General features: G+C 74.0%; 10 protein-coding genes. 1 reads left to right on the forward strand and 9 read right to left on the reverse strand.

Annotated elements, in window-relative coordinates; translation table 11 throughout:
* Positions 1-614: 614 nt before the first annotated feature.
* The gene (locus ACFVTF_RS21925) at positions 615-809 is read right to left on the reverse strand and encodes a ferredoxin (protein WP_371519721.1); all 195 of its coding nucleotides are present in this window, start codon (positions 807-809) and stop codon (positions 615-617) included.
* Positions 810-849: 40 nt separating this feature from the next.
* Positions 850-2049 (reverse strand): cytochrome P450, encoded by a 1200-nt coding sequence (locus ACFVTF_RS21930; RefSeq protein ID WP_371519723.1) that lies wholly within the window; start codon positions 2047-2049, stop codon positions 850-852.
* Between the two features lie 232 nt (positions 2050-2281).
* Between ACFVTF_RS21930 and ACFVTF_RS21935 the strand changes: the two genes are divergently transcribed.
* The gene (locus ACFVTF_RS21935; RefSeq protein WP_387815715.1) at positions 2282-2854 is read left to right on the forward strand and encodes a MarR family winged helix-turn-helix transcriptional regulator; all 573 of its coding nucleotides are present in this window, start codon (positions 2282-2284) and stop codon (positions 2852-2854) included.
* A 109-nt stretch (positions 2855-2963) separates the two neighbouring features.
* Here ACFVTF_RS21935 and ACFVTF_RS21940 read toward each other — a convergent pair whose 3' ends face one another.
* The 7 genes from ACFVTF_RS21940 to ACFVTF_RS21970 form a co-directional block, all read right to left on the reverse strand.
* Positions 2964-4193 carry a PLP-dependent aminotransferase family protein gene (locus ACFVTF_RS21940; RefSeq protein ID WP_387815812.1) on the reverse strand — a complete coding sequence of 410 codons (1230 nt, stop codon included), beginning with the start codon at positions 4191-4193 and terminating at the stop codon, positions 2964-2966.
* A gap of 65 nt (positions 4194-4258) precedes the next feature.
* A complete protein-coding gene (locus tag ACFVTF_RS21945; RefSeq protein ID WP_387815717.1) occupies positions 4259-5461 on the reverse strand; it encodes an alpha-hydroxy acid oxidase in 1203 nt (400 codons plus the stop codon).
* Positions 5458-6555, reverse strand: a complete 1098-nt coding sequence (gene hppD, locus ACFVTF_RS21950) for a 4-hydroxyphenylpyruvate dioxygenase (RefSeq protein ID WP_387815719.1) — start codon at positions 6553-6555, stop codon at positions 5458-5460. Before hppD ends, ACFVTF_RS21945 begins: the two co-directional genes overlap by 4 nt.
* Positions 6556-6607: 52 nt before the next feature.
* Positions 6608-7942, reverse strand: coding sequence for an MFS transporter (locus ACFVTF_RS21955; RefSeq protein ID WP_387815721.1), 1335 nt, complete (start codon positions 7940-7942; stop codon positions 6608-6610).
* A 210-nt stretch (positions 7943-8152) separates the two neighbouring features.
* On the reverse strand, positions 8153-9166 hold the full coding sequence (locus tag ACFVTF_RS21960) for a pyridoxal phosphate-dependent aminotransferase (protein ID WP_387815723.1): 1014 nt from the start codon (positions 9164-9166) through the stop codon (positions 8153-8155).
* Positions 9166-10212, reverse strand: a complete 1047-nt coding sequence (locus ACFVTF_RS21965) for a class I SAM-dependent methyltransferase (RefSeq protein WP_363586159.1) — start codon at positions 10210-10212, stop codon at positions 9166-9168. Before ACFVTF_RS21965 ends, ACFVTF_RS21960 begins: the two co-directional genes overlap by 1 nt.
* Positions 10213-10360: 148 nt before the next feature.
* A complete protein-coding gene (locus ACFVTF_RS21970) occupies positions 10361-17488 on the reverse strand; it encodes an amino acid adenylation domain-containing protein (RefSeq protein ID WP_387815725.1) in 7128 nt (2375 codons plus the stop codon).
* Between the last annotated feature and the right edge of the window lie 136 nt (positions 17489-17624).

The following is a 17624-nucleotide window of genomic DNA, read 5'->3' on the forward strand; positions in this document are numbered from 1 at the left end:
TTCGGTGTTCGGTGTTCGGTGTTCGGTGTTCGGTGTTCGGTGTTCGGTGTTCGGTGTTCGGTGTCGCGAGCGTTTTATTGTATCCGGCTCCGTGTGAGAGGACGACCAACTTCCCCTGGAGCTCGGAGAGTTCGCCGCCGAAGCTGGCCGACAGGGCGAGGTCCACGGGTGTCTGCTTGGCCTGCTCCCACGGAAGTACCGGAACCCCGAGGGAGCTCAGCAGTTCGGCGACTCCCGCGCTGAAGGGGGACGATCCCGTGCAGGTGGCCAGCAGTTGGATCCGGAGGTCGTCGCGGAACAGTGGGACGACGTCCAGGAGCCGGGTCGCGGAGGTCACGTTGTGGACGACGAGGAGAACCCGGCGGCAGCCACCGCGAGTGGTCCACCTCGAAGCGTCCTCACCCACCGGAACCCGGATCCAGTCGGTCACCAGCCCTGCCAACCCGCCGCTCCTTCGATGCTCGCCGCCTCCCCTCGCGAGGTCCGTCCATTGTCCCACGGAGTGGATGTCGAGGCTCGGCCTCGGTCGGGGCCGGTCGGTTCGGCCGGACCCGACGCGCGGTCAGGGTCGTCGCTCGGCGGCGGGTTGGGGGTGGGGGTGATTGGGGGGGTGATCAGAGTTCGAGGCGGATGGCCGCGGCCGGGCAGACCGCGGCGGCGTCCTGGACGGCCTGGTGGAGGTCGGCGGGGGGTGTGGCGTCGAGGAGGACGACGATGCCGTCCTCGTCGCGCTGGTCGAAGACCTCGGGGGCGGCGAGTACGCAGTGGCCGGCGCCGCAGCACTTTTCCTGGTCGATGTGGATGAGCATGGCTTTCCCTTCGGAGGATCGGTTCGGACGCGGGGGGCCGCTACCAGGCGAGGGGGAGCTCGTGGACGCCGTAGATGAGCATGTCGCCCCGGAAGCGGATCTCCTCGAACGGTACGGCCAGGCGCAGTTCGGGCAGTCGCCGCAGGATGGAGTTCAGTGCGATCTGCAGTTCCAGCCGGGCCAGGGGCTGTCCGAGGCACTGGTGGACGCCGAAGCCGAAGGCCAGGTGGAGGCGCGCGTCGCGGGAGAGGTCGAGCTCGTCGCCGTCGGGGAACTTCTGCTCGTCCCGGTTCGCGGTGCTGATCATGCAGATCACGCCCTCGCCCTCCCGGATCCGGACGTCGCCGATGGTGACGTCCTCGGTGGCGACCCGGGTCAGGCCGGAGTGCACGATGGTGAGGTAGCGCAGCAGTTCCTCGACGGCGCCGGCGACCGACTCCGGGTGCTCGCGCAGGTGGGCGAGCTGGGTGGGGTTCTGCAGCAGGGCCAGGATGGAGAGCGCGGTCATGTTCGCCGTGGTCTCGTGTCCGGCGACCAGCAGCAGCCGGCCCATGGCGCCGATCTCCTCGGTGTTCAGCTCGCCGCGGGCGACGAGGCGGCTGAGGATGCCGTCGTCGGGCTCGGTGCGCTTGGAGTCGGTGAGCTTGATCAGGTAGTCGACCAGGTTCTTCTGGGCGATCTGCACCTCTTCGGCCGAGGAGTCGCGGCGCAGCAGGACCCGGCTGCACTCCTGGAAGAAGTCGTGGTCCTGGTAGGGGACGCCGAGCAGCAGGCAGATGACCAGGGACGGCAGCGGCAGCGCGAACTCGTGGACCAGGTCGCCGGAGTTGCGGCCGGCGGTCATCTCGTCGAGCAGTTCGTCGGCGATGCGCTGGATCTCGGGGCGCAGCGCCTCGACCTTCTTGATCATGAATTCGCTGGTGAGCATCCGGCGCAGGTGGGCGTGCTCCGGGTCGTCCATCCGGATGAAGGTCCGCTGGCCGGTGCTCAGCTGCCGGGCGCCGGCGCTGATGAACGGGAAGCCGGACCGGGCGGCGTCCGAGCTGAAGCGGGCGTCGCTGAGCACGGCCTTGATGTCGTCGTGGCGGGTGACCAGCCAGCTGGGGGCGCCGTCCCAGAGGGTGATCCGGCTGATCGGCTCGTCCTGCTGGGCCTGCTGGTAGGCCGGCGGCGGGTCGAACGGGCAGCCGCCACGGGCGGCGGGGTGGGTGAACCGGGGGTTGTGAGCGGCGGTGGCCATCATGGGCTCCCTTCGCGGAGCGGATTTGCCGGTGGCGCCGAGCGGATGGGCCTGCGGTGCCGTGGGGTAGCGCCCGGGACCATTGCATGCCCTAAGCAACTAACTCACCGTCACGCTAACTCGCGGTCAGTGGTGGCGAAAGGGCCCATCCGGTGGCGAACGAATCTGTCCGGAAACCGGTCAGTGGTCGAGAGGGGAGCCACTCCCCGAACGGGGTCGCTACAGTTCCCCCATGCCGGACGCAACAGACAATCCGACCGCCACCTCCGAACTGGAGGAGGTGCTGGCCTCGCTGGCCTACCTGCTGACCCGCTCGCAGGAGCACGAGCGCCAGACGGCGCGGGCCGGCATCACGGCGGCGCGCTCGGACGTCTACCTGCTGCGCGCGCTCGCCGAGGCCGAGGAGGTCAGCCGGGTGGGCGACCTGGCCGCCCGGCTGATGGTCAAGCCCTCCCACGTCACCCGGCAGATCGACCGGCTGCAGACCCAGCAACTGGTGGAACGGACCCCTGATGTGCTGGACCGCCGGGCCCGCCAGGTGGCGCTCACGGCCGAGGGGCGGGCGATGCTCAACCGTCTGAAACAGGCCAACATCGCCGGTCTGGCCAATGCGCTGGACGGCATTCCGGCGCCGGACGTCGCCGCCACGGTCAGCGTGCTGCGCCACTTGGTGGACCGGTACGTGCGGCAGGTCAGGATCAAGATGCTGTCCGAGGACGCCACGCCCGCGGACCGGGCGGCCGGGGGCGTCGGGGGCGTCGGGGGTGTCGGGGGCGCCGACTCGGGCCCGAACCACTGCCCCTGACACGGGGTGTGGCAAGGAGGGGGCGCCGGGGTGGGCGCCCCCTCCGGGGTCAGGACCGTACGGAGGACGGGACCGTACGGAGGTCAGGGCCGTCCGGCGATCGCGGCGATCAGGACCGTGCGGCGATCAGGGCGGCCAGTCCGTCCAGGCCGCGGTCGACGGTGTCCGGGTCGACCTGGCTGACGGAGAGCCGCAGTTGCCGCTCCCCGCCCGCGCCCGGGTAGAAGTGCGACATCGGGGTCCAGATCACCCCGTACTCCGAGGCCGAGAGTTCGAGCAGCGCGTCGTCCACCGTGAACGGCACCGTGACCACCAGGAAGAACCCGCCGCGCGGCTCGTTCCAGCTCACCCCGCTGCCGGGCGGGAAGCGCCGGGCCAGGCCCGCCAGGACGAGCGCGAGGTTGCGCCGGTAGAGCGCGGCGACCTCGGTGTTGGCGGCCCGCAGGCTGTAGCCGTGTTCGAGCAGTGCCCCGCCGATCACGGCCTGGGCGATCGGTGAGGTGTTCACCGTGGTCATGCTCTTGATCATGCCGAGCAGGTCGGCCAGCAGGTCGGTGCCGCCCGCGCCGTCCGCCACCGGCTGGTCCGCCACCACGTACCCGACCCGGGCGCCCGGGAGGGCCGTCTTGGCGAAGGAGCCGAGGTGGACGACCCGCCGTTCGGTGTCCAGGGCCTTGAGCGAGGGCAGCCGCTCCTCGCCGGCGAAGACGCAGTACGGGTTGTCCTCCAGGAGGAGGAAGTCCTCCTCGGCGGCCAGGGCGAGCAGTTCCCGCCGCAGCTCCAGCGGCAGGCTGGCCCCGCTCGGGTTGGCGACGTCCGGTACCAGGTAGAGGGCGCGCGGGCGCAGCCCCTCGGCCCGGGCGGTGGCCAGTTGGCGGCGCAGGTCGGCGAGGTCCACGCCGTCCGGGCCGTCGGCCACCGGCCGCACCGGCAGGTCGGCGAGCAGTGCCGCGCCGGTCAGCCCCACGTACGTGGGCGAGACGGCGAGCACCACGTCCTCGGGGCCGCGGCGCAGCGCCCGCAGCACCAGGAACATCGCCTCCTGGCAGCCCACCGTCACCACGATCGACTCGGCGGGCACCTCGATGCCCTCGTCCACCGCGAGGTGGGTGGCGATCAGCTCGTGGATGATCCCCTTGGTCCGCCCGTACTGGAGGACCTGCCGCCGGGCCGCCTCCTCGGAGAGCCCGCGTTCGGCGCGCAGGTGGGCGACGTAGCGGTCCAGGTGGCGGTGGACGGCGTCGAGTTCGAAGAACTGCTCCGCCGGGCGGCCCGCGGCGAAGGAGACCGCCTCCGGGTAGCGGATGGAGATCTCGTTGAGCAGGTTCATCGAGGTCATCGCCGGGTCGGCGAGGGAGGGGTGCAGGTCGGCCCGCAGCAGGCCGCGGGGTGGGGCGGTGGTGGTCACGGGGCACTCCAGGTGGGGCAGGGCATGGGGGTGGTGCGCAGCGCGGCGGTCGCGCCCAGGTCGGCGCAGCCCGCGAGGCCGAGCGCGTGCCGCAGCTCCGCGGCCAGCAGGTCGAGCACGTGGGCGCAGCCGGCCTCGCCCCGGGCCGCCAGGCCCCAGATCATCGGGCGTCCGAGCAGCACCCCGGACGCCCCGAGGGCGAGGGCGGTGAGCACGTCCGATCCGCCGCGCACCCCGCTGTCCAGCAGCACCTGGCAGTCGCGGCCGGCCAGCGCCTCGGCGACGGCGGGCAGCGCGGTGATCGAGGGGACGGCCCGGTCGAGCTGGCGGCCGCCGTGGTTGGACACCACCACGGCCTCGGCGCCGAGTTCGGCGGCCCGCACCGCGTCCGCCGGGTCGAGCACCCCCTTGACCATCAGCGGCAGGCTGGTGTGCTCGCGCAGCCAGGCGAGATCCGCCCAGGTGACGGCGGGGGAGAGCAGCTCGGCGGTGTGCGCGGCCACGGCCGAGACGGCGGTGGTGGCCTGGTGGGCCCGCCCGGCGGCGCCGTCTTCGAGCAGGACCGCGCGGACGTCCGCGGGCAGCGCGAAGGCGTTCCTGGCGTCGCGCAGGCGGCGGCCCATGAACGGCACGTCGGCGGTGACGACCAGGCACTCGCTGCCCGCCGCCTCGGCCGCCGCGACCAGGTCGAGCAGCCGACCCCGGTCGCGCAGCCAGTACAGCTGGAACCAGAGCGTGGCTCCCGTCGCGGCCAGCTCCTCGAAGCCGACGCTGCTGAGCGTGCCGACGGTGAACGGCACCCCCGCCGCGGCCGCCGCCCGGGCCGAGGCCAGCTCGCCCTCGGGGTGGAACAGCCGGTGGTACGCGACGGGCGCCACCGCCACCGGCAGGCTCGCGCGGCTGCGCACCAGGGTGGCGGCGGTGTCGCAGGTGGAGACGTCGGCCAGCACACGGGGCACCAGGGCCAGCTGGTCGAAGGCCGCCCGGTTGCCGGTGAGGGTGCGCTCGCGCTCCGCGCCGCCCTCCAGCCAGTCCCAGACCTCGGGCGCGAGGACGGCCCGGGCGGGCTCCGCGTACTCGGCGACGGAGAGCGGCTGGGGGGAGAGCGGCTGGGCGGAGGGTGACGGGGCGGAGGGTGACGGGGAGGACGGCGACGGGGCGGGGGAGGGCTGGTGCCCGGTCAGGGCCGGCGCGCTCATCCGGCCACTTCGCTGGCGCTGCGCTGGAGTTCGACGGCCTCGTAGAGGGCGCGGACGTTGTTGCTGCCGAAGGTGCGGGCCCGGATGCGCTCGATCACCTCGAAGAAGAAGGTGCCGCGCGGGTGCTGGGAGCGGGTGAAGATCTGGAACAGCTGGCCGTCGTGGTCCTGGTCGACCAGCAGGTGCAGGGCGCGCAGCTGGTCGAGCGAGTGCCGCAGCGGCGTCAGACGGGCGGGCAGCACGTCGAAGTACGCGCCCGGGGTGCGCAGGAACGGCACGCCGCGCTCCGCCATCGCGGAGACGGAGTGCACGGCGTCGGCGGAGGAGAAGGCCACGTGCTGCACCCCGGCGCCGCCGTGGTCGGCGAGGAAGGAGGCGATCTGGCCGCCCGCGTCCGGGCTGAGCGGCTCGATCAGGGTGAGCGTGACGCTGTGGTCGGCGCTCTGCACGACCGCCGAGTCCATGCCGAGGGCACCGACCTCGATCCGCTCCTCGAAGATCATCCGGAAGCCGAAGACCTCGCAGTACCGGCGGACGGTCTCGCGCAGCTCGCCGGAGGGGACGCAGACCGCGAAGTGGTCGACGGAGCGCAGGCCCACCGTGCCGGCACCGGTCACGGGGAGGGCGTCCGGCAGGCCGGGGATCCGGCCGGCGGGGGCCTCGGGGCCGCGTTCGATCAGGGTGTGCACCACGTCGCCGAAGGCGCCGACCACCGCCGTGACGCAGCCGTGCGCGGCCTGCGGCGGGCGCAGGCCGTCGGCGCCCCGGCCGGTCAGCGTCCGGTAGGCGTCGGCGGCGTCCGGCACCCGCAGGGCCAGTGCGCCCACGCCGTCGCCGTGCCGGGCCAGGTAGCCGGTGGCCGGGTGGCCGCCGGCCAGCGGCTGGGTGAGCAGCAGCCGGATGGTGCCCTGCCCGACCAGCGCCGAGAGGCAGCGCTCGGCGGCCTCGCCGCGCTCGGTGGGCGGGACGAGCAGCTCGAAGCCGTACTCGCTGGTCAGCCGGGTGGTCTCGGCGGTGAGGTCGGACAGGTAGAACTCGACGTGGTCCAGTTCGACGGGGAGCGGGGCGGCGGTGGGCGAGGAGCGGTCGGTCATCTGAGGAGCTTTCTGGTGAGGAGGAGAGGAGGTGTCGAGGGTGATCGGGTGATCAGGTGCGCTGGAGGTCCGGGGCGCTCCCGGGCTCGGTGGGGCTCTCGGAGCCGGCCGGAGGCGCGGTGGGGCTCTCGGGCTCCTCGGGGGCCGCGGTTTCGGCGGAGGTCTCGGTCCCGGCGGAGGCCGCGGTGCCGTCGGGGGCTTCGGGCCCGGTCGGGGCCTCGGGCTTGCCGAGCAGGTGGGCGGCCGCGAGCAGGGCGCCGAGCACCATCACGGCCAGCACGACCCGGAAGTCCAGGGCGGCCACCAGTCCGGAGCCGACGCCGACCGCGAGGGCCTGCGGCGCGGTGAGCGAGAGGTTGACGGCCGCCTGGGCGCGGCCCATCAGCTGGGGCGGCGTGGCCGCCTGGGCGGCCGTGGCGAGGCCGACCATGGCGGCCGGGATGCCCGCCCCGGCGATCACCAGGCCGGCCGCCACCACGGGGAGGGACGGCGCGAGCAGCAGGACCGTGCCGAGGCCGAACACCACCGACCCCGCCATGACCGTCCGGCGCGGCCCGAGCCGGCCGATCAGCAGACCGCCGACCACCGAGCCGCCCAGCGCCCCGACCGCCTCGGTCGTCTCCAGCACGCCGAGGAACTGCGGCGGGCGGTGCAGCCCGTGCTGGGTCAGCGCGAACAGCACCGGCTGGAGCAGGCTCAGGACGAAGCCCGTGACGGCGGTGGCCGCCACCAGCGGGCGCAGCCCGGTCGCACCGCGCAGGTGGGCGAAGCCCGCCAGCACCTCGGTGCGCCACCGGCGGCCCGAGGGCTCCGGCCTGGGCTCGTCCGCCCGCAGGCCGAGGAAGGCCAGGGCCGCCAGCAGCAGCACGCCGAGGTCGGCCAGCGCCACGGCGTGCCCGCCCAGCCAGCTGTAGAGGCCCGAGCCGAGCAGCGGCGCGACCAGCGTGGTGCCGGCCCGGGCGCTCTGGGTGAACCCGGCTGCCGCGCCGAAGTCCTGACGATCCGTCAGGATCGTGCGCAGCAGGGCGCTCTGTGCCGGGGCCAGCACGGCCCCGGCGAGACCGCAGAGCGAGGCCGTGCAGTAGATGATCCAGACCCGGTCCGGACCGTCGACGAGCAGCAGGGGCGTCAACCCCGCCGCCACCACCAGGTTGACGCCGACCAGCAGCGGCCTGCGCCGGACCCGGTCGGCGAGCAGGCCGCCCAGCGGCAGGAGCAGCAGCGGCGCGGCGAAGCAGAACAGCACCAGCCCGGCGGCGGAGTTGCTGCCGGTCAGCACCTTGGCCCAGATGCCGAGGGCGATGGAGAGGGCGCTGTCGCCGAGGACGGACAGGGTCTGCCCGACGAGGTAGCGCCGGAACTCCGGGCGGGCCAACAGCGGGTGCATCGTGGTTCCTTCGCTGCGCCGACGGCGCTTCGGGGTGCTGGGAGTGCTGGGCGTGCTGGGTTGCTGGAGGTGCTGAGGGCGCTGGGCTGCTCGGCGCGTGAGGTGCGTGAGGTGCGTGAGGCGGTGGGGCGCGTGGGGCGCGGACGGTGCGCCCTCACGCGCCGTGCGCGGGGACGTGCGCGAGGAGGTGCAGGGAGGCGCGGGGTGCCGTCAGGGAGCGGCGGGCGCGGTGGCGGTGAAGCCCTCGATCACCGCGTCGTTGGCGTCCTTCTCGCCGACGGCGATCCGGACGCCCTGGCCGGGGTAGTAGCGGACGGCCACCCCTCGGCGCTCCAGCTCCGCCCGCAGGGGGAGCTGGTCACCCGGCGCGACGACCCAGAGGAAGTTGGTCAGGCTCGGCGCCACCGTCCAGCCCAGACCCAGCAGTTCGGCCCGCAGGCGCTCCCGCTCGGCGGCGATCTCGGCGATCCGCCGGTCCACCTCGTCCCGGGCCGAGACGGCGGCCAGCAGACCCGCCTCCTGGAGCCGGTTCACCGCGTACGGGACCTGGTGGTCCCGTACCCGCTGGGCCACGGACTCCTCCGCGAGCGCGTAGCCGATCCGCAGGGCGGCGATGCCGTGCGACTTGGAGAGGGTGCGCAGCACCACCAGGTTCGGCCACTCGGCGATCCGGTCCGGCACCGACGGGGCCGCCCAGTCCCGGGCGAAGTCGACGTACGCCTCGTCCAGCAGGATCAGCGCCGTGGCCGGGACCAGGCGGAAGAAGTCCGTCAGCTCCGCCCAGGAGTAGACCGTGCCGGTCGGGTTGTGCGGGTTGCACAGCACGACGATCCGGGTGCGCTCGTCCAGCCGCTCGGCCATCGCGGCCAGGTCGTGCCGGGCGTCGGGGCCGAGCGGGACGGCCCGGGCCTCGGCCCGGGCGATCTCGCAGAACAGCGGGTACGCGTCGAAGCAGGGCGCCGAGTGCACCACGTTGTCGCCGGGCTCGACGACGGCGTGGAAGAGGTCCAGCGCCACGCCCGCCGAGCCGTGGCCGACCACGACCTGAGCGGCCGGGACGCCCTGCCAGTCGGCGATGATCCCCTCGATCCGCTGCGGGCGGAAGTCCGGGTACCGGTGCAGGTCGCCGGCGGCCGAGGCCAGGGCGGCCACGACGGACGGCAGCGGCGGGCCCGGGTGTTCGTTCTGCGCCAGCAGGTGTCTGGCGGCGGAGGCGGCGGCCATCAGTCGGCCTGGAGGACGTAGAGCCAGGAGTGCGGGGTGGCCAGCGCCTCGACGCGGTCGATCCGCAGTCCGGCGTCGGTGAACAGCTCCTCGTACGTCTCCTTGGTGTGCAGCGGCACGCCCATCATCGCGTGCGCCAGCTCGAAGCCGACCGAGAAGACCGGCAGGGCGCTCTGGGACTCGCCCGGGCCGCGGAGCATGGTGTCGCCGAGCACGAAGGTGCGGGCCTTCGGGAAGGCCTCCCGCATCCGGGTGAAGATCGAGGAGCGGGTGGCCGGGTCGGCCAGCAGGTCGTGCAGCAGGAAGAAGCTCATCACGGTGTCGACCTCGGCCACCTCGGCGGCCTCGGCGTCGTTGTCGATCTGGGTGCCGAGCAGGCCCAGGACGTCGGCCCGGACGGCGGTGACGCGGTCCTGCATCCCGGCCGTGACGATGTCGCGGCGGGCGATGTCGGTGGCCGGGCGGCTGATGTCGATGCCCAGGCCCCGGGTGCCCTCGCGCTGCCCGACCACCCGGCGCACCCGGGCGGAGGTGCCGCTGCCCAGGTCGGCGATGGTGCGGAAGTCGATGCCGGAGAGCACGTCGGTCAGCTGCGCGGCGAACAGCGACTGGTCGCACTGGGCGGAGCCGAGGGCGACCATCGCCTCGTCGCGCAGGACGTCCTCGCTGTAGCGGTGCGTCCCCGCGCTCAGGTGCCCGGCACGGCCGAACACGTCGTGGTACCCGCCGACGGCCCAGGTGAAGTAGCCGCGCGCGGCGGCGACTTCGAGACCCACCTCGGTGGGCACGTAGGTGCCGCCGTCGGCCTTGACGTAGCCGCAGTCGGCGGCGGCGCGCAGGACGGCCTCGGTCCGGGCGGTGTCGCCGCCCTGGGCGGTGGCCTCGACGGCCGAGAGCGGCTCGCCGCGCCCGAGCTTCTCCAGCACGCCGATCCGGTCCAGCGCGAAGATCACGTTGGCGGCGATGAAGCCGTTGTAGGCGTCGGTCGACGTGATGGGCGACGGGGTGACGCCGCGCCAGGTGTCGGGGATGGCGGCAGTGGTCATGGTGGTGTCCGTTTCTCGGTGGGCGGGCCGGGTGCGGCCCGTGCGGTGGGTGCAGGTCGGTGGCCTGCGGTCGGAAGGGATGCGAAAGTCGGCGGGTCAGGAGGCCGGTCGGTCAGGTGGCCGGTCGGTTGGTCAGGAGGCCGGTCGGTCAGGTGGCCGGTCGGTCGGTCAGGCGGGCGGCGAGCACCGGGCCGATGACGGCGAGCGCCTCGGGGCCCGTCATGGCGCCGTGGGTGCTCGGCACCTCGTGGACGTCGATCCGGCCGCCCACGTGGGGGCGCCAGCCGTCCGGGTCGGGGGCGTCGGCCGGGCGGTCCTTGGCGGCGGTGAAGACCACCGCGTCGCCGTCGTAGCCGGGCAGCGGGAGCGCGTGCGCCAGCTCGGCGTTGGTCCGGAAGACCGCGACCACCCGGGCCACCGCGGCGCCGCTGAGGCCCGCGAGCGGGCCCTCGCCGTGCCGGACCAGCTCGGCGTAGCCGTCCTCGTCCTCGGGCCAGGCGCCGATCTCCCCGGCCGGGTGGCCGAGCGAGTCGAGGATCACCGCCAACTGCTCCGGGTCGTCCCGCCCCTGCTCGGGCCCGGCCTCGCCGGTGCCCGGGTAGGCGTCCAGCAGGGCCAGCAGCCGGACCTCCTCGCCCTGCTCGCGCAGCAGCGCGGCGATCGCGTGGGCGACGGCCCCGCCGAAGGACCAGCCGAGCAGGGCGTACGGGCCCTCGGGGCGGACGGCGCGGATCTGCGCGAGGTAGTCGCGCGCCAACTCCGCGACGGAGGAAGGGCGGTGGTCCGGATCGGCCAGGCCCGGGGCCTGGAGGCCGTAGATCGGCTGCTCGGCGTCGAGGTGGCGCAGCAGCCCCGTGTACACCCAGCTGATGCCCGCGGCCGGGTGGACGCAGAACAGCGGCGGGCGCGAGCCCCGGGTGCGGATCGGCAGCAGGACGGGGAAGCTCTCGGCGCCCGGCCCGCGGGCGAGCCGCTCGGCGAGCCCGGCGACGGTCGGCGCCTCGAACACGGTGCGGACCCCGATCCCCTCGCCCGCGCCGACCAGCTCCCGCAGCCCCGCGACCAGGCGCGCGGCCAGCAGCGAGTGCCCGCCGAGCTCGAAGAAGTTGTCGTCCACGCCGACCCGTTCGAGCCCGAGCACGTCGGCGAACAGCCCGCAGAGCACCTCCTCCTGCGGCGTGCCGGGTGCCCGGCCGGCGCCGGTCCAGGCGGCGGTGTCGGGGGCGGGGAGGGCGCGGCGGTCGACCTTGCCGTTGGCGGTGAGGGGGAGGGCGTCCAGGGCCACGACGGCCGAGGGCACCATGTGGTCGGGCAGGGTCGCGCCGACGTGGGCCCGCAGGAGGGCCTGGTCGACCGTCTGTCCGGGCCGGGCCACGGCGTAGCCGACCAGACGCCGGTCGCCGGGGCGGTCCTCGCGGACCAGGACGAAGGCCTGGGCGAGGGAGGGGTGCCGGACGAGGGCGGCCTCGATCTCGCCGGGTTCGATGCGGAAACCCCGGACCTTGACCTGGTGGTCGGTGCGGCCGAGGTACTCCAGGGAGCCGTCGGCCCGGCGGCGGGCGAGGTCGCCGGTGCGGTACATCCGGCTGCCGGGGGCGCCGTAGGGGTTGGCGACGAAGCGCTCGGCGGTCAGGCCGGGCCGGTTGAGGTAGCCCCTGGCCAGGCCGGCGCCCGCGAGGTAGAGCTCGCCGACGATCCCGGCGGGGACGGGCTGCAGGGCGGCGTCCAGGACGTGCAGCCGGGTGTTCAGGACGGGCCGGCCCAGCGGTGGTGCGATCCGGCCGGACAGCGGGGTGGTCATGCTGGCGCAGACGGTGGACTCCGTCGGCCCGTAGGCGTTGACCATCCGCAGGCGGGCGGACCAGTGCTCGACGAGGTCGGGCGGGCAGGCCTCCCCGGCGACGGCCAGGGTCTCGACGTGCGCGAGCGCGTCGGGCGGCAGCACGGCCAGGGCGGTCGGCGGCAGGGTGAGGTGCGTGACGCCCTGCTCGGCGATCAGTTCGGCCAGGGCGGGGCCGGGCAGCAGCTGGTCGGCGTCGGCGAGGACGGCGCGGGCGCCGGTGAGCAGGGCCAGGCTGAGCTCGGCGATGGCGGAATCGAAGGAGGGGGAGGCGAACAGCAGGTAGCGGCTGTCCGGGGTCACGGCCAGGCTCCGGCGCTGGCTCTCGACCAGGGCGGCGAGGCCGGTGTGGGGGACGACGACGCCCTTGGGGCGGCCGGTGGAGCCGGAGGTGTAGATGACGTACGCGGCGGCGTCGGTGGCGGTGCCGGGTTCGGTGCCGGTTTCGGCGTCGGTTTCGGCGTCGGTGAGGTCGTGCGACGGGTGGCCGGAGGTGTCGAGCTCCTCGACCAGCAGGCGCGGGACGGCGCTGTCGGCCGGCAGGCCGGCGGCCACCGTGCCGGTGGTGAGGACCAGGACGGGCGCGGCGTCGGCGAGCATGTAGGCGATGCGGTCGGCCGGGTAGCGCGGGTCGAGCGGGAGGAAGGCCGCGCCGGCCTTGAGGACGGCGAGCTGGGCGACGATGAGCTCGATCGAGCGGTCCAGGGCGATCGCGACGAAACGCTCGGGGCCCGCGCCGTGTGCGGTGAGCAGCCGGGCGAGGCGGTTGGCGCGTCCGTTCAGCTCGGCGTAGCTGAGCTGCTCGGCGCCGAAGGCGAGCGCGACGGCGTCGGGGCGGGCGGCGGCCTGGGCCTGGAAGAGCGCCGGGAAGGTGGCGGGGGCGACGGGGTGGTCGGTGTCGTTCCAGGCCGTGATCAGCTGCCGGCGCTCCTCCGGCGCCAGGATCTCCACCTGGCCCACCCGCTGGTCCGGGTCGGCCAGCACCGCGCGCAGGGCGCGCTCGAACCGCGCGGCCGTCGCCGCCGCCGTGGCCCGGTCGAACAGGTCGACGGCGTACTCGACCGACAGCTCCAGCCCGGCGGGGGCGCCGTCGCGGTCGAAGGTCTCGCCGAAGGCGAAGGTCAGGTCGAACTTGGCGAGGTCCGAATCCAGGGCCTCGACCCGGCCCGGCAGACCGCCGAAGTTGATCTGTCCGGCGTCGCCGCCCGAGGTCAGCATCACCTGGCAGAGCGGGTGCCGCGCCGTCGAGCGCGCCGGGTTGAGCAGCTCGACCAGGCGCTCGAAGGGCACGTCCTGGTGCCCGAAGGCGTCCAGGGTGCCGATCCGGACGCGCTCCAGCAGCTCCCGGAAGCTCGGGTCGCCGGACGTGTCGGTGCGCAGCACCAGGGTGTTGACGAAGAAGCCGACCAGGTCGTCGAGGGCTTCGTCGGTGCGGCCGGCGACGACGGTGCCGATCGGCACGTCGGTGCCCGCGCCGAGGCGGCCCAGCGTGGTGGCGAGTGCCGCCTGCATCACCATGAACACGCTGGCCTTGCTCTGCTGCGCCAACTCGACCAGGGCGCCGTGAAGTTCACCGTCCAGGTGCAGTTCCACCGCCGCGCCCCGGCGGGTCGGCGCGGTCGGGCGGGGGCGGTCGTAGGGGAGTGCCAGTTCCTCCGGGAGGCCGGACAATGCCTGCTGCCAGTGGGCGAGTTGTTCGGTGAGCAGGGCGGTGGGCTGTTGCGGGGTGCCGAGGAGTTCGTGCTGCCAGAGGGCGTAGTCGGCGTACTGCACGGGGAGTGGCTGCCACTGCGGTTCGGTGCCGGCGAGGCGGGCTTCGTAGGCGGTGGCGAGGTCGTGCAGGAGGGGGGCGACGGACCAGCCGTCGGTGGCGATGTGGTGCATGAGGACGAGCAGGACGTGTTCGTCGTGGGGGAGGGAGAGCAGCGTGGCGCGGACGGGCAGGTCGTGGGCGAGGTCGAAGACCTGCCCGCCGGCCTCGGCCAGGGCGGCCCGGAGCGCCTCCTCGGTGGCCACCGACACGGTGTGCAGCGGGAGTTCGGGGCGCTCGACGATCAGCTGGTGCGGCTGGCCGTCGGTCGCCGGGTAGACGGTGCGCAGCACCTCGTGGCGGTCGAGGACGTCCGTCAGCGCCGCCTGGAGGGCGGGGGCGTCGATCCGGCCGGTCAGGCGCACCGAGCACGGGGTGTTGTAGAGCGCGTTGGGGCCCTCGAACTGGTCGATGAACCACAGGCGTTGCTGCGCCGGGGAGAGCGGGATGCGCTCGGGCCGGTCGACGGGCCGCAGGGTCGGGCGGGCCGTGCCGGAGGCGGGCAGGACGGCGGCCAGGGCGGCGACGGTCGGGGCGTCGAACAGGGCCCGGATGGGCAGTTCGGTGCTGAGGGTGGTGCGGATGCGGCTGACCAGCCTGGTGGCGAGGAGGGAGTGGCCGCCGAGGTCGAAGAACCGGTCGTCGATGGTGACGGTGGTGAGTCCGAGGACGTCGGCGAAGAGTGTGCAGAGGGTTTGTTCGGTGGTGTTGCGGGGGGCGCGGCCTTCGGTGGTGCCGGTGTAGTCGGGGGCGGGGAGGGCGCGGCGGTCGACTTTGCCGTTGGCGGTGACGGGGAGGGTGCCGAGGATGACGACGGCGGCGGGGAGCATGTAGCTGGGGAGGGTGTCGGTGACGGCGGCGCGCAGTTCGCCGGGAGTGACGCTGTCGGTCGAGGTGGTGGTGAGGGTGGTGTAGACGACGAGGCGTTTGTCGCCGGGCTGGTCTTCGCGGACGTGGGCGAGGGCTTGGCCGACGGCGGGGTGGGCGGTGAAGGCGGTTTCGACTTCGCCGAGTTCGATGCGGAAGCCGCGGATCTTGACCTGGTCGTCGGCGCGGCCGAGGAATTCCAGGATGCCGTCGGTGGTCCAGCGGGCGAGGTCGCCGGTGCGGTACATACGCTCGCCGGTGGTGAACGGGCAGGCGACGAAGCGTTCGGCGGTGAGGGAGGGGCGGCCGGTGTAGCCGCGGGCGAGTCCGGCGCCGGCGATGTACAGCTCGCCTGCCACGCCGGCGGGTACGGGCTGCAAGGTGCTGTCGAGCACGTATGTGCGGGTGTTGGCCAGCGGGCGGCCGATCGGCACCACGTTCGGGACCGCCGAGGCGGGGGTCATGGTGAAGGTGGTCTTGATGGCCGTCGTCTCGGTGGGCGCGTAGACCGCGACGACGGAGGTGTCCGGGCACGCCTGGAAGAGCCGGCGGACGGCCTCGGGCGGGACGACGTCGCCGCCGGTCCACACCTGCCGGACGGCCCGGAAGGCCTCCGGCGTCTCCTCGGCCATCAGCCGCAGCAGGCCCGACGGCGCCTGGACCAGGGTCACCCGGTGGGTGGTGATGGTCTCGGCGAGGCGCCGGATGTCCAGTTCGCCGGGCTCGGCCAGCACGATCGCCCCGCCGGTGACGAGCGGCGCCCAGATCTCGGTGGTGGAGGCGTCGAAGGCGGTGGGCGAGTGCAGCAGGACGCGCTCGTGGTGGCCTTCGCGGAAGTGCTGGTTGCCCAGCAGGTCCACGACGTTGCGGTGGGTGACGGCGACGCCCTTGGGTAGGCCGGTCGAGCCCGAGGTGTACATCACGTAGACCAGCTGGCCGGGGTGCACGGGCACGGCCGGGTCGCCCGCCTCGGGGGCGGTGGCGAGCAGCGCGTCGGTGACCTCGACGGTGGCGAAGCCGCCGGTGGCGAGGACCGGGTGCCCGTGGTGGGCCGGGTCGGTGAGCAGCAGGCCGGTGCGGGTGTCGGTGAGGATGTGCTGGAGCCGGTCCAGCGGGTAGCGGTCGTCCAGCGGGACGTAGGTGCCGCCCGCCTTGGCGATCGCGAGGACGGCCGTGAGCAGCCCGGCGGAGCGCTCCATCAGCACCGCCACGGGCTGTTCGGTGGTTAGGCCGCGTGCCAGCAGCAGGGCGGCGAGGCGGTTGGCGCGTCCGTTCAGTTCGGCGTAGCTGAGCTGTTCGGCGTCGGTGATCAGGGCGGTGGCGTCGGGGGTGGCGGCGGCCTGGGCCTCGAACAGCCGGGGCAGGCTGGTGTCGGGCACCGGGGCGGTCGGTCCGTTCCAGCCGGTGAGCAGGTGCTCGCGTTCGGCGGGGTCGAGGATGTCGATGCTGCCGATCGGGGCGTCGGGGTCGGCGGCGATGGCGCGCAGGACGCGCAGCAGCCGTTCGGCGAGGGCGGTGGCGGTGGCGTGGTCGAAGAGGTCGGCCGCGTAGTCGACGGCGCCGCGGACGCCGAGGCAGTCGCCGTCCGCCGTGAGGTGCTCGACGAAGTTGAAGTTCAGGTCGAACTGGGCCTGGGCCTCGCCGGCCTCGACCGGCCGGGCCGACACCGGGCCGAAGGCGAGGTCGTCGGCCCGTTCCGTGTTCAGGGTGACGAGCGACTGGAAGAGGGGGTGGCCGGCGGTGCGGGTGGGGTTGAGGTGTTCGACCAGGCGCTCGAAGGGGATGTCCTGGTGGTCGTAGGCGTCGAGGTCGGTGCGGCGGACGCGGTCCAGCAGTTCCCGGAAGCTCGGGTTGCCGGACGTGTCGGTGCGCAGCAGCAGGGTGTTGACGAAGAAGCCGACCAGGTCGTCGAGGGCTTCGTCGGTGCGGCCGGCGACGACGGTGCCGATCGGCAGGTCGGTGCCCGTGCCGAGGCGGGTGTAGAGGGTGGCGACGGCGGCTTGCAGGGCCATGAAGAGGCTGGCGTTCTGCCGGCCCGCCAACTCGGCCAGGGCGGTGTGCAGTTCGACGTCGAGTTCCAACTCGGCGGCCCCGCCCCGGCGGGTGGGCGCGGTCGGGCGCGGGCGGTCGTAGGGGAGCGCCAGTTCCTCCGGGAGGCCGGACAACGCCTGCTGCCAGTAGGTGAGTTGCAGGGAGACGACGCTCTCCGGGTCGTCCTCCTCGCCGAGCAGCTCGCGCTGCCAGAGGGTGTAGTCGGCGTACTGCACCGGCAGCGGCTCCCACTGCGGTTCGGTGCCGGCGAGCCGGGCCTCGTACGCGGTGGCGAGGTCGCGGAAGAGCGGGGCGACGGACCAGCCGTCGCTGGCGATGTGGTGCGTCAGCAGCAGCAGGACGTGCTCGCCCGGCGCGGGGAGGGCGTACAGCCAGGCGCGGACGGGGAGGTCGGCGGCGAGGTCGAAGACCTGCCCGGCGTCCTCGCGCAGCCGCTCGGACAGCTCGGTCTCGTCGGCTACCGGCACCCGGTGCAGCGGCGGGCGACCCTGGTCGAGGATGTGCTGGTGGGGCTGGCCGTCGGTGGTCGGGAAGACGGTGCGCAGCACCTCGTGCCGGGCCACCACGTCCCACAGCGCGCCTTCGAGGGCGGCGGCGTCGAGCTCGCCGGTCAGCCGGAGGGCGAACGGCGTGTTGTAGAGGGCGCTCGGGCCCTCGAACTGCTCGATGAACCAGAGCCGCTGCTGGGCGAACGACAACGGGATCAAGGTCTGCCTCCGACTGGCGACTTACGGGTGCTGTGACTGCTGGGGCGGGTGGGGCTGGTGGGGTTCGGCGGCCGCGGGACGTGGCGGGCCTCGCCGCCGGCCGGGCCGGCGGCGGGCGCGCATCCTGCGGTGGACG

Source organism: Kitasatospora sp. NPDC057940 (assembly GCF_042887425.1).
In the GTDB taxonomy this organism is placed as follows: Bacteria; Actinomycetota; Actinomycetes; order Streptomycetales; family Streptomycetaceae; genus Kitasatospora.

Excerpts from the sequence above, each read along its gene's own strand:
- ACFVTF_RS21940 (WP_387815812.1), bottom strand. The coding sequence starts at position 4,193 with ATGACCTCGATGAACCTGCTCAACGAGATCTCCATCCGCTACCCGGAG.
- ACFVTF_RS21945 (WP_387815717.1), bottom strand. The coding sequence starts at position 5,461 with ATGAGCGCGCCGGCCCTGACCGGGCACCAGCCCTCCCCCGCCCCGTCG.
- hppD (WP_387815719.1), bottom strand. The coding sequence starts at position 6,555 with ATGACCGACCGCTCCTCGCCCACCGCCGCCCCGCTCCCCGTCGAACTG.
- ACFVTF_RS21930 (WP_371519723.1), bottom strand. The coding sequence starts at position 2,049 with ATGGCCACCGCCGCTCACAACCCCCGGTTCACCCACCCCGCCGCCCGT.
- ACFVTF_RS21925 (WP_371519721.1), bottom strand. The coding sequence starts at position 809 with ATGCTCATCCACATCGACCAGGAAAAGTGCTGCGGCGCCGGCCACTGC.
- ACFVTF_RS21935 (WP_387815715.1), top strand. The coding sequence starts at position 2,282 with ATGCCGGACGCAACAGACAATCCGACCGCCACCTCCGAACTGGAGGAG.
- ACFVTF_RS21955 (WP_387815721.1), bottom strand. The coding sequence starts at position 7,942 with ATGCACCCGCTGTTGGCCCGCCCGGAGTTCCGGCGCTACCTCGTCGGG.
- ACFVTF_RS21965 (WP_363586159.1), bottom strand. The coding sequence starts at position 10,212 with ATGACCACTGCCGCCATCCCCGACACCTGGCGCGGCGTCACCCCGTCG.
- ACFVTF_RS21960 (WP_387815723.1), bottom strand. The coding sequence starts at position 9,166 with ATGGCCGCCGCCTCCGCCGCCAGACACCTGCTGGCGCAGAACGAACAC.